Source organism: Pseudomonas sp. SR18, from assembly GCF_023701505.1.
Taxonomy (GTDB): domain Bacteria; phylum Pseudomonadota; class Gammaproteobacteria; order Pseudomonadales; family Pseudomonadaceae; genus Aquipseudomonas; species Aquipseudomonas cyclaminis.
In genome coordinates this window covers 47,110-58,298 of record NZ_JAMQAU010000019.1, presented here as the reverse complement: position 1 = coordinate 58,298, position 11,189 = coordinate 47,110, and the positions used below count along the sequence as shown (strand labels likewise).

Below are 11,189 nucleotides of genomic sequence, written 5' to 3'. Positions count from 1 at the left end.
ATGTTCAAATGTGGGAGGGGGCTTGCCCCCGATGGCAGTGGGTCAGGCAAAGATGTATTAGCTGACACTCCCTCATCGGGGCATAGGTATCGACACAACTTCCAGTGGATGCTGAATCTATGGCAAATGGGCTGTTGTGGTGAGCGGGCTTGTCCCGCGCTGGGCTGCGAAGCAGCCCCAATAACAAACACCGCGTAGCATCAGCAAGAACCCGATCACCTGGTTTTAGGGCGGCTTCGCCACCCAGCGCGGGACAAGCCCGCTCACCACAGTGTTATGTGTAAGCCTTTGAGAGTTGTGTAGATACCCATGCTCATCGGGGGCAAGCCCCCGCCCACATTGGATCTCCAAACATCAGAAAAATGAAGCTTTCATGACAAAAGTTCGGTAGCCCAAGCCCATCCCCGTCTCTCCTGTGTAACGCGCTCAAGAACACCGCGCAGGTGTTTTCAAAGCCGCCAGCAGGACGCCAGGAGTGGGGCAATGGGATCTATGGAACGTTATTCAAAAGTCGGCATGCAGGAGCTCGACCAGCGCCTGTCAAAGATCGTCGAAGCCGCGCGCAAGAAGCCGGTGTCGGTCTATCGCTACGGCGCACCCTGGGTGTGGATCGTCTCCCAGGACGATTGGCAGGGCGCGTTGAAGGAAGTCTCCAGCTATATCCCCGCCGGCCATTCCCTGGTGTTGCTGCGTCCGCAGATCGACGACGTTCTCGACCAGCACCGCGACTGGCTGGTGGCCGAGCCTTCGATGTTGATCGCGCCGCAGACCGTACTGCAGATCCTGCTGCTGCAACTGCTGTACTCGGTACCCAGCGAGCAGCAACTGCATGAACAGCTGAACTACAACCTGCTGTTCCGCTGGTTCGTCGGCCTGGACCTGAACCAGAAGGTCTGGAGCATCCATGTGCTCACCCGCGACATCGCCACGCTGCTCAACAACCCGCGGGCGGTGCAGCTCATCCAGAAAATCATCGGTGACGTGTTTTGTGGCGCCTTGCTGCACATGCCGGAGTTCTCGCTGAACTTCGCCTTGCTGCACACCTGGCTGGCCCGGCACGGCAACACTTCGATCGCCAGCAATTGAGCCGGCCGGGCGCCGTGCCGGTGGCAGCGGCGATAACCATTAGAACGTCAGGGGGCGGTGTGGAGCATCTGTTCAAATCAACGCTGGTGCTGTGCTGCTTGACGCTGGGGGCCATGGTCCACCCCGCGTTGGCGGAGGACGCGGCACCGGCACGCAAAGTGGACGTCAACGAGTACTTCGTGCGCGGCAATACCGTGCTCGATGCGGCCACCATCGAGGAGGCGGTGTACCCGTTCCTGGGCCCGCAAAAGACCCTCGACGATATCGAAGGCGCCCGTGAGGCGCTGCAGAAGATCTACCAGGCACGCGGTTACCAGTCGGTGTTTGTGGAACTGCCGGAGCAGAAGGTCGATGACGGCATCGTCTACCTGCAAGTCAGCGAAACCAAGGTCGGCCGGGTGCGGGTGGTGGGTGCCAAGCACTACTCGCCGGTGGAAATCCGCGAGCAAGTGCCGGGCCTGGAGGAGGGCGCGGTGCCGGACTTTGCCAGCGTGCAAACCCAGTTGGCCGGGCTCAACCGCAGTGCCGGGCGCCAGGTTACGCCGCTGGTGCGCGAAGGCCAGCGCCCCGGCACCATGGATGTGGATTTGCAGGTGGAAGACCAGAACCCCTGGCACGCCAGTATCGGCCTGAACAACGACTACAGCGCCGACACCGAGAAGCTGCGATCGGTCGCGACCCTGGGCTATGACAACCTGTGGCAACTGGGCCACAGCATTTCCCTGACGTACTTCACCGCGCCCCAGGACACCGACAACGCCAAGGTCTGGTCGGGCTCCTACAGCGCGCCGCTGGATGAGCGCTGGACCTTGCAGTTTTCCGGTTACCAGTCCGACAGCAACATCGCCACGATCGGTGGCAGCAATGTGCTCGGCAAGGGCCATTCCTATGGGGTGTCGGCGATCTACAACCTGCCAGCCGCCGGCAATTGGGCCAATTCCTTCTCGTTTGGTATCGACTTCAAAGACTTCGACGAGCAGATGAAATTCGGTTCCAGCAGCGACCAGGTGCCGCTCAAGTACGCGCCGTTCACCCTGGGCTACAACGGCTATCGCTACACCGAGCAATCCCAGTTGGGCCTGGGCTTGAACCTGGTGGTGGGCACCCGCGCCTTCTTTGGCTACGGCAGCGACGCCGAAGAATTCGACTACAAACGCTACAAGGCCAGCGCCAGTTTCGCCGTGCTCAAGGGCGACCTGAATTACAGCTACACCTTCGCCAACGATTGGCAGTCGGCGTCCAAGGCCGGTTTCCAATTGGCCTCGGGGCCGCTGGTGTCCAACGAGCAGTACTCGGCTGGCGGCGCCACTTCGGTGCGCGGCTACCTGGCGGCGGAGCGCACCGGGGACGAGGGCTTGCTGCTGTCCCAGGAACTGCGCACGCCGTCCCTGGCCAAGTTCCTCGGCAGTTATGTGCAGGAGTGGCGCTTCTATGCGTTCGCCGAAGGTGCGCGCCTGCGCCTGCACGACCCGCTGCCCGAGCAAGAAGACGAATACAGCCTGGCCAGTGTCGGCCTGGGCACCCGCGCCAGTTTGAGCAAATGGTTGTCCGGCAGCCTGGATTGGGGCTACCCGCTGCTCGATGGACCGAACACCCAGAAACAGGATTCGCGACTGCACTTCAGTGTGCAGGCGACGTTCTGACTTTTTCTTCCGGAGACTTCACCCATGCAACGCCTATTTCTGAGCCTGTTGATCTGCCTGGGCTTCGCGCTCCCGGCCACCGCCCACGCCTGGTGGCAGGACGATTGGCACTACCGCAAACAGATCTCGGTAGACACCACAGCCCAAGGCGCCGCGATCAACCAGGCCTTGGGTCGCACCGCGCTGCTGGTGCGCCTGCACACCGGCAATTTCACCTTTGACGGGGTCAAGGACGACGGCAGCGACCTGCGCTTTGTGAGTGCCGATGACAAGACCGTGTTCAATCACCAGATCGAGAGCTTTGATCCGTTGATGGGCATGGCGCTGATCTGGGTTGATGTGCCCAAGGTCGAAGGTGGCCAACGCCAGGATTTGTGGATGTACTACGGTAACCAGAAGGCCCCGGCCACTGCTAACGGCCAGCTGGCATTTGACCCCAATTACACCGCGCTCTATCACTTTGACGGCGCCAATGCGACGCCGCCACGGGACACCACCGCCTACGCCAACACCGCGTTGAACGCCACCGGTGCGAGCATCGACGGCGTGATCGGTCGCGCCTTGCAGTTCGGCGGCCAGCCGCTGATGTTGCCGGCCAGCCCATCGCTGCAACATGCCGCAGGTGGTGCGTTTACCTTCAGTGCCTGGTTGCGCCTGGATCAGGCCAGTGGCGAGCAAATCGTCCTGGCCCGCCGCGACGGCGCCCACAGCCTGTTGCTGGGCTTGAATCAGGGTATGCCGTTTGTGGACATCGACGGCCAGCGCGCCGTCTCGACCCAGCCGCTGAACCCCGGCCAATGGCAGCACCTGGCGTTCACCGCCGAGGGTGAAAAAGTCGCGCTGTATGTGAACGGCCGTGAAACCGCCAACCTTGCCGTGGCCATGCCGGCGTTCAACACGTCGTTGGCGGTGGGCGCCGACCTGCCGGAAGCGGGCAGCACGCACTTGCCGTTCGCCGGGGCCATGGATGAGCTGCGCCTGTCCAAAGTGGCGCGCCCGGCTGCGCTGTTGCTGGCCGATGCCAGTGCCCAGGGCGCCGAGTCGAAACTGGTGGCTTACGGAGTGGATGAAGAACAGTCCGGCATGGGCTTCGGCAGCCTGGGCTTTTTGCTCAACGCCGTGCCGGTGGATGCCTGGGTGATCATCCTGGTGCTGGTGGCGATGATGTTCCAGTCGTGGGTCATCATGCTGCGCAAGAACCGCCAGGTCAGCCGCGTGAGCAGTGCCAACGAGGTGTTTCGCGAGCACTTCGCGCAGATCGGCACACGCTTGGAGATGTACGCCGACGACGCGCCACTGGGTGAGCGCCTGACCCATTCCTCGCTGTGGCGCCTGTACTTGGTGGCGGTCAAGGAGATCCGCACGCGCCGCGCCCAGGGCGCCGATACCTCGTCGGTGTCGGCGGCGACCATCGAAGCGATCCGCTGCTCCATGGATGGCGTGCGCACCCGCGAGAACCAGGCACTCAGTTCCAAACTCTCGACCCTCTCCAACGCCATTGCCGGCGGCCCGTACATCGGCCTGCTCGGCACGGTGCTGGGGATCATGGTGGTGTTCCTCGGCACGGCCATGGCCGGTGACGTCAACATCAACGCGATTGCCCCCGGCATGGCGGCCGCCTTGCTGGCCACGGCCATGGGCCTGTTCGTCGCGATCCCGGCGCTGTTTGGCTACAACCGCCTGATCACGCGCAACAAGGAAGTCAGCGCCGACATGCGCGTGTTTGTCGACGAGTTCATCACCCGCCTGGCGGAGATGCACGGCGAGAGTCAGCACAGTGAAACCGCGCACCGCCGCGAGCATCACGCATCGGTTCCGGCCTGAGGAGAATTGCCATGGCTTCCGTAAATACCTCCCACGACGATGACGATGATGCGGCCGTCGACAGTATCAACATCACGCCGCTGGTGGACGTGCTGATGGTGGTGCTGGTGATGTTCATCCTCACCGCTACGGCCCAGGTCTCGGGCATCCAGATCCATCTGCCCAAGGCCAGTGCGTCGGTGTCGTTGTCGGAGGCCAAGACCAAGGCCATCTCCGTCAACGACGGCGGCCAGGTGTTCCTCGATGCCTACCCGGTGACCCTCGGCGAGTTGGAAGAACGCCTGCGCATCGAGAAAGCGCTGAACCCGGATTTCCCGGTGATCGTGCGCGGCGACGCCATGGTGCAGTACCAGAAGGTGATCGAGGTGCTCGACTTGCTGCGCCGGCTGGAGCTGTCCCAGGTCGGGCTGGTCACCGGCAAACCGAGCCAGGGCTGAGTCATGACCGCACAGATCCCGATCTCGTCGTTGCCGGTCAAGAAAACGCCACCGCTGCGCCCGCTGAAGTGGGGCGCTGGCCTGCTGCTGGCGGCCGTGGCGGCCTGGTTTTTATGGCAGTGGGCCAATGACATGAGTGGCGTACGCCGTGAAGCGCCGAAGGTGCCGACGATTATTCCGTTGCCGCCACCGCCGCCACCGCCCCCGGAAAAGCCCAAGGAACCCGAGCCTCAGGTGGAAGAGAAAGTACCGGAACCGGTGCCCACTCCCGAGCCGGAAGAGGTCAAGCCAGCCGAAGAAGCACCACCGTCACCGGCCGATGATTTGGCCAACCCGATGCAGATCGATGGCGATGCCCAGTCGGGCAACGACGGTTTCAACATCGGTGCAGGCAAGGGCGGCGGCATGGCCGGTTCCGGCGGCGGTGGCCTTGGCGCGGGTACTTACAAGCAGTACCTGGCCGGAGTGTTTCAACGCTTGCTGCGCGAAGACCCGGAGTTACGCAAAAAGGCTTACACGGTGCAGGCGGACTTGTGGCTGAACGCCGAAGGCGAGGTCACCCGTGCGCAGTTGGCGAAGTCCAGCGGGGATGCGGACACCGACGCTCAGGTCTTGGCCGCCTTGCGTGCGCCCCATGCCACACAACGGGTGCCGGCCTCGGTGACGATGCCGGTACGCCTGTCCCTCAAGGGCCGACGCCCGGATTGAACGAATTCTTTTTCAACGGTTTTTTACAGGAGTTGCGTACACATGATTTCCCCCGTGAATCGACTGACCCTGGCGGTTGGCATGGTCATCGCGACCCTGGTCGGCCAGGCGGCGGCAGCCCCGGTTGCCCCTTCGGAAAACGTCACCATCAACCTGATCCGCCTGCTGGTGCAGCAGGGCGTGCTGACCCAGGACACCGCCAACGGCTTGATTGCCCAGGCCGAAAAGGAAGCCTTGCAGGCACGCCAGGCCAATGCGGCGCCGGTGGTTGCCAGCGGCCCGGCCGCAGCGCCGGGCGATGTGCGCGTGCAGTACGTGCCGCAAGCGGTACGTGACCAGATCCGCGACCAGGTGAAGGCTGAAGTCATGGCCACCGCCAAGCAGGAAAACTGGGCGCAACCCAACACCTTCCCGGACTGGGTGTCACGGGTGAGTTTTGATGGCGATATCCGTCTGCGCGACGAGTCGCGGTACTTTTCGGGCAAGAACGACGACACCATCACCGACTACGCCAAGCTCAACGATTCGGGCCCGTATGACGTCAACCCCGGCACCAATACGCGGTTCCCGCCGTTGCTCAACACCCGCGAGGACCGCGAAAACCTGTTCCGCCTGCGCGCCCGCCTGGGCATGAAAGCGGTGATTTCGCCGGAATGGACCGCCGGTATTCGCCTGGGTACCGGTTCGGACAACAACCCGGTGTCCACCACCCAGACCCTGGGCGGTGGGTTCGGCAAGAAAGACATCTGGCTCGACCAGGGTTACCTGAGCTGGAAAGCCTCTGACGCGGTGACACTGACCGGCGGGCGCATCGGCAACCCGTTTTATTCCACCGACATGATGTATTCCAACGACCTCAACTTCGATGGTGTGGCGGCGATTTTCAATCACAGCCTCAACAGCGAGTGGGGCCTGTTCGGCACCCTTGGCGCGTTCCCGGTCGAGTACACCTCCGACACTGCCAGCAGCAACGGTGTGGACAAGCAAGACAGCGACACCAAATGGTTGTTTGGCGGGCAGATTGGTGCGGACTGGAAGATCAACCGCAGCAACACACTCAAGCTTGCCGCTGCCTACTACCAGTTCCAGGACATCGAAGGCGAGCGTTCCAGCCCTTGCGAACCGTGGAAAGGTCAGCCCGGCTGCGACACAGACGGCTCGCGCGTGGCCTTCATGCAAAAGGGCAACAGCGTGTTCAACCTGCGCAACATTACGCCCAACCCGGCCACCCCTGGCCTCACGCCGGAGCCGCAATACGTCGGCCTGGCCTCCAAATTCAACGTGCTGGACCTCAACGCCGTCTGGGACAGCGAGTTGCCCAGTGACTTGAAGCTGCGCAGCCAGGGCAACTTCATCCACAACCTGGCCTACGACAAGGGCGAAATGCTCAAGCGCAGCGAAGGCCAGATCGTCAACAACCTCAACAGCGACGGCCAGTTTGAAAGTGGCGGCAATGCCTTGATGGTCTCGTTCACCCTGGGCAGCGCGCTGGAGATGCGCAAGCGTGGCGACTGGAACGTGCTGGCCGGCTACAAGTACATCCAGCCTGACGCCTTGCCTGACGGCTTCAATGACTCCTCGTTTCACCTGGGCGGCACCAACGCCAAGGGTTACTTCATTGGCGCCAACTACGGCATCGAAAAGAACATCTACGCCAGCGCACGTTGGTTGAGCGCGTCCGAGGTGTATGGCCAGCCGTTTGAAGTGGATGTGATGCAACTGGAACTCAACACGCGCTTTTGATGCGCACGGAGATGCCACATGAACACGCGAATCTGCGGGCTGCTGTTGTTGTTTGTCGCCAGCGGCGCTTGCGCCGAAGGCATGGAGGAGCGCCTGCGTACCCAACTGCGCAGCACCACCCAGCAATTGCAGGCGTTGCAAAGCGAGCAGGCCCAGGCCAGTGCCGCACGCATCGCTGCTGAAACCCAGGCCAGGCAGGCCCAGGCACAGATCAAGCAATTGACCGCCGAGCTGGAAAAGGCCCGTGGCGTGGCCGAGCAACTGGCCGGCCAGCAACAAAACCTGCACAGCCAGGCGCAAGCCCAGGTGAATGCGAGCAACGAGCAGATCGGCAAGTTCAAGAAGGCCTATGACGAGTTGCTGGTGCTGGCCAAGGGCAAGGAGGCCGAGCGCGCCCGTTTGCAGGCGCAATTGGGCGAGCGTGACACACAAGTGCAGCAATGTTCAGTCAAGAATCAACAGATGTACGGCGTGGCCCAGCAGTTGCTCACCGCCTACGAAAAAATCGATGTGGCCCAGGTGATGAGTATCCGCCAGCCCTTCGCCAGCAGCACGCGGGTCAAGTTCGAAGAACTGGCCCAGGGTTTTGGCGACGATTTGTACAAGAGCCGTTTTGATGCGCCCCAGGCGGGCGTCACCCACTGATCGACAAGGAAGAACAGACCATGAGCGAATTGATCACCAGCGTTAGCGTCCAGAGCCTCACCGAGCTGTTGCAGGAAGCCGGTTACCGGGTCAACCAGAGCGAGCAAAATGGCATCGTGCAGTTGCTCAGCGCCAGCCAGGGCATCGGTTTTGCCGTGCGCTTCGGCAACCCGACGGCCGAACAGGGCAGCTATGTGGACTTCACGTACAGCTGCGCGTTGCGGGTCCAGGGCGAGTTGCCTGAAGGCCTGGCCCAGGTGTGGAACGCCTCGCGCCGCTTTGCACGGTTGTCGGTGCAGGGTGAATTCCTGTTGATGGAGATGGACGTGGTGGTGGCCGGCGTCGGCGCCACGCACCTGCGCAGTCAGTTGGAACTGTGGGACCGTCTGTTGCAGGAATTCATTGTTTATCTGCGTGAGTACAGCCAGCACGCGGCGCAGTTGCAGGCCGCAGCGGTTGGGGAAGAGGCGCCTGTCCTGTGAAAAAGCCGACACTGATGGTCGGCGCGGGTGCGCTGGCCGTGCTGGTGGTGGCTGTGGCGTTGAGCCTGCGACCCGGTAGCGACCCGGTGGCGGCGCAACAACCGGCGCCGGTGATCAACCCGGCGTCAACCGGGCCGGCGGTGGCGCGCCTGGGTAACCAGCAGATCGACCTGGCGGAACTGAAAAACGTGCTCGCCAGCCTGCCGGCCGAATCCCGTGAGCAATTGCGCGGCAATCGCGGCGCCCTGGAAACCTGGATTCGCTCGCGCCTGGCGCAAAAAGCCGTGCTCGAACAGGCCGACGCCCAGGGCTGGCGCCAGCGCCCGGAGGTGGAGCAACAGACCCGCGCCGCCACCGAGCAAATCGTGTTTCGCGACTACATGCTGTCGGTCAGCCAAGTCCCGGCCGATTACCCCAGCGCTGCCGAGTTGCAACAGGCCTACGACAGCGGCAAGGCGCAATGGGTGACGCCGCCGTTGTACCGGGTGAGCCAGATTTTCCTCGCGGTAAATGAGCCGCAAGCCCTCGACGCCGTGCGCCGTCAGGCCCAGGAGTTGAGCCGCAAGGCCCAGGCCGCACCGGGAGATTTCGCAGCCTTGGCCACGCAGTTTTCCCAGGACGCGGACAGCGCCGCGCGCGGTGGTGATTCGGGGATGCAGCCGTTGCAGCAACTGGTGCCGCAAGTGCGCGAGGCGGTGTTGCGACTCAAGGTCGGTGCGGTCTCGGACGTGGTGCAGAGCCCGGCGGGGTTCCATGTGCTCAAGTTGATCGGCCAACAACCGGCGCGTACGGCAACCCTTGATGAATTGCGTGAACGCTTGACCCAGGCCTTGCGTGCCCAGCGTCAGGAGCAGATCGCCAAGGCCTACCTGGAGGGCATGCTCAACACCGCGACCTTGAGCATCGACGGTACCGAGCTGAACAAAGTGTTGGAGTAACGCGCGTCAACCCGCATTGGATGCATAGACCAACAAGACAGGGAGTCTCCTATGGCATTACTGGAACCGTCCAACCTTCAGGGCCCTGCCGCCTATCGCGCAGTGGCCGAGCCGCGTAGCCATTGGCTGGCCCTGGCCCATGAAATCGACCCGCAGGTGGCGCGCTACTTTCTGGTAAGTGCGCGCTGCGGCTGCTTCATGCAGGCCGCGCGCAGCCTGAATATCAAGGCGACGCTGCTGCGCAAGCGCCTGGCGCAGCTGGAAGCACACCTGTGCCATTCGTTGTTCAGCTATCAGGGCAACGGCCTGGTGCTGAGTCGCGACGGCCAGCAATTACAAGCGCAACTGATCGCCCTGGCCCATGAGCGGCGCCTGCCGGTGGTGGAACAGCCGCTGATCCGCGTGGCGGTGGCCGAGCCGATCCTGCATGACATCCTCGGCCGCGATCTGATCGCCTTGCTGCGCCGCAACGCCAGCGTGCGCCTGGAAATCATCTCCATCGACAGCCAATTGTCCCTGCAAGCGGTGGACGTGGATGTGGTGGTGTGGCTGGCGGACAGCGACAGCCCGGTGCCCGGCCCGGGCTTTGTCACCGAACCGCCAAGGGCCCTGGCGCGCTTGCACTATTTGCCGCACATCGCCAAGCGCTACTCGCGGCTGACCACGCGCCCGGACAGCGTGGAAGACCTGGCTGACTACATGCTGGTGCAATGGCAACCCGACGCCCAGGTCGACGTCTTGCAGCCATGGAACCAGGTGGTGGAGCAGCGCCTGGCCGCCGTGGTGCAGGTGCATGCCTATTCATTGATGCTGGAGATGATCCGCTGCGGTGCGTGTATCGGTTTGCTGCCGCACTACATGAGCAGCTTCGACCGCGGGCTGGTGGCGTTACCGGGTTTGTTGGCCGAAAGCATGCAGCGCCAGGTGTGGCTGGCGGTGAATGCCCAGGTGAGCCACCCCGAGGCGGTGCAGATGATTGTGGCGTTGATCGTCAGCACGTTCGAGGGGCGGCGGGAGTGGTTTGATTAGCGTTGCGCCGCAGCGACAACTGGGCCAGGCTTGCTGGCCTTACCTCGTTGGAGCGATCTGCGTGCAGGCCACCCGTTTAACCCTTATCTGCCATGCGGCCACTGCGTATCAAAAACACGCGCGTTTTGCCGATGACGAGCCGGTGACCATGGACTGGCAAGGCGCGGCGTTGTCCCTGGCCAGTCTTTACAGGAAAAGCCCACGCCTGCTGTGCGGGCCCGAAGCCCGAGCCGTGCAGACGGCGGGGTTGTTCGGCGCTGATCCGGTGGTCGAAGCGGCCCTGCGTGATGCTGATTTGGGTCGTTGGAAAGGCCTGGACATCGCGCAAGTGAAGCCCGATGAACTGGGTGCATGGCTCACCGACAGCACCTGCGCGCCCCACGGCGGTGAATCGGTAGACCAGCTCTGCACGCGGGTGGCACGGTGGATGCAATCCCTCGAAAGCCAGCCGGGTCATGTCGTGGCCGTCACTCACCCGTTTGTGATCCGCGCCGCGCTGTTGCAGGTCATGCAATGTCCGGTGTCGATGTTCTACCAGATCGACGTCGAACCGCTGTCGGCCACCGAGCTGCGCTTCAACACGGTGTGGCGCCTGCGCCTGGAAACTCACGCCCAGGCGCGGGATCATGGCAAAATCCACGCCCCGCAATGAGA

General features: G+C 62.9%; 11 protein-coding genes. All 11 read left to right on the top strand.

Annotation, left to right across the window (positions count from 1 at the left end; genetic code table 11):
• Positions 1–492 precede the first annotated feature (492 nt).
• The 11 genes from NDJ82_RS23555 to NDJ82_RS23505 all read left to right on the top strand — a co-directional run bounded on the left by NDJ82_RS23555 (position 493) and on the right by NDJ82_RS23505 (position 11,187).
• Positions 493–1,086, top strand: a complete 594-nt coding sequence (locus tag NDJ82_RS23555) for a transposase (protein WP_099584172.1) — start codon at positions 493–495, stop codon at positions 1,084–1,086.
• A gap of 59 nt (positions 1,087–1,145) precedes the next feature.
• Entirely contained in the window at positions 1,146–2,729 is a 1,584-nt protein-coding gene (locus NDJ82_RS23550) for a ShlB/FhaC/HecB family hemolysin secretion/activation protein (protein ID WP_112194822.1), read from the top strand.
• 24 nt (positions 2,730–2,753) lie between these two features.
• Positions 2,754–4,553, top strand: a complete 1,800-nt coding sequence (locus tag NDJ82_RS23545) for a DUF2341 domain-containing protein (protein WP_250926396.1) — start codon at positions 2,754–2,756, stop codon at positions 4,551–4,553.
• 11 nt (positions 4,554–4,564) lie between these two features.
• Entirely contained in the window at positions 4,565–4,990 is a 426-nt protein-coding gene (locus NDJ82_RS23540; protein WP_016980095.1) for an ExbD/TolR family protein, read from the top strand.
• Positions 4,991–4,993: 3 nt separating this feature from the next.
• Entirely contained in the window at positions 4,994–5,698 is a 705-nt protein-coding gene (locus NDJ82_RS23535; RefSeq protein ID WP_112194824.1) for an energy transducer TonB family protein, read from the top strand.
• Between the two features lie 42 nt (positions 5,699–5,740).
• Positions 5,741–7,441, top strand: coding sequence for a putative porin (locus tag NDJ82_RS23530; protein ID WP_099584176.1), 1,701 nt, complete (start codon positions 5,741–5,743; stop codon positions 7,439–7,441).
• A gap of 18 nt (positions 7,442–7,459) precedes the next feature.
• Complete coding sequence (locus NDJ82_RS23525; RefSeq protein ID WP_099584177.1) at positions 7,460–8,086, top strand: DNA repair protein; 627 nt, start codon at positions 7,460–7,462, stop codon at positions 8,084–8,086.
• Positions 8,087–8,106: 20 nt separating this feature from the next.
• Positions 8,107–8,568 (top strand): YbjN domain-containing protein, encoded by a 462-nt coding sequence (locus tag NDJ82_RS23520; protein ID WP_099584178.1) that lies wholly within the window; start codon positions 8,107–8,109, stop codon positions 8,566–8,568.
• Positions 8,565–9,506, top strand: coding sequence for a peptidylprolyl isomerase (locus tag NDJ82_RS23515; RefSeq protein WP_250926395.1), 942 nt, complete (start codon positions 8,565–8,567; stop codon positions 9,504–9,506). Before NDJ82_RS23520 ends, NDJ82_RS23515 begins: the two co-directional genes overlap by 4 nt.
• 51 nt (positions 9,507–9,557) lie before the next feature.
• Positions 9,558–10,535: a LysR substrate-binding domain-containing protein gene (locus NDJ82_RS23510; RefSeq protein ID WP_099584180.1), complete on the top strand. Its 978-nt coding sequence runs from the start codon at positions 9,558–9,560 to the stop codon at positions 10,533–10,535.
• A gap of 61 nt (positions 10,536–10,596) precedes the next feature.
• Positions 10,597–11,187 (top strand): histidine phosphatase family protein, encoded by a 591-nt coding sequence (locus NDJ82_RS23505; RefSeq protein ID WP_250926394.1) that lies wholly within the window; start codon positions 10,597–10,599, stop codon positions 11,185–11,187.
• The last annotated feature ends 2 nt before the right edge of the window (positions 11,188–11,189 follow it).

What these genes read in the sequence shown, in the direction of transcription:
- NDJ82_RS23555 (WP_099584172.1), top strand. Translation starts at nt 493, where the DNA reads ATGGAACGTTATTCAAAAGTCGGCATGCAGGAGCTCGACCAGCGCCTG.
- NDJ82_RS23545 (WP_250926396.1), top strand. Translation starts at nt 2,754, where the DNA reads ATGCAACGCCTATTTCTGAGCCTGTTGATCTGCCTGGGCTTCGCGCTC.
- NDJ82_RS23540 (WP_016980095.1), top strand. Translation starts at nt 4,565, where the DNA reads ATGGCTTCCGTAAATACCTCCCACGACGATGACGATGATGCGGCCGTC.
- NDJ82_RS23535 (WP_112194824.1), top strand. Translation starts at nt 4,994, where the DNA reads ATGACCGCACAGATCCCGATCTCGTCGTTGCCGGTCAAGAAAACGCCA.
- NDJ82_RS23530 (WP_099584176.1), top strand. Translation starts at nt 5,741, where the DNA reads ATGATTTCCCCCGTGAATCGACTGACCCTGGCGGTTGGCATGGTCATC.
- NDJ82_RS23525 (WP_099584177.1), top strand. Translation starts at nt 7,460, where the DNA reads ATGAACACGCGAATCTGCGGGCTGCTGTTGTTGTTTGTCGCCAGCGGC.
- NDJ82_RS23520 (WP_099584178.1), top strand. Translation starts at nt 8,107, where the DNA reads ATGAGCGAATTGATCACCAGCGTTAGCGTCCAGAGCCTCACCGAGCTG.
- NDJ82_RS23510 (WP_099584180.1), top strand. Translation starts at nt 9,558, where the DNA reads ATGGCATTACTGGAACCGTCCAACCTTCAGGGCCCTGCCGCCTATCGC.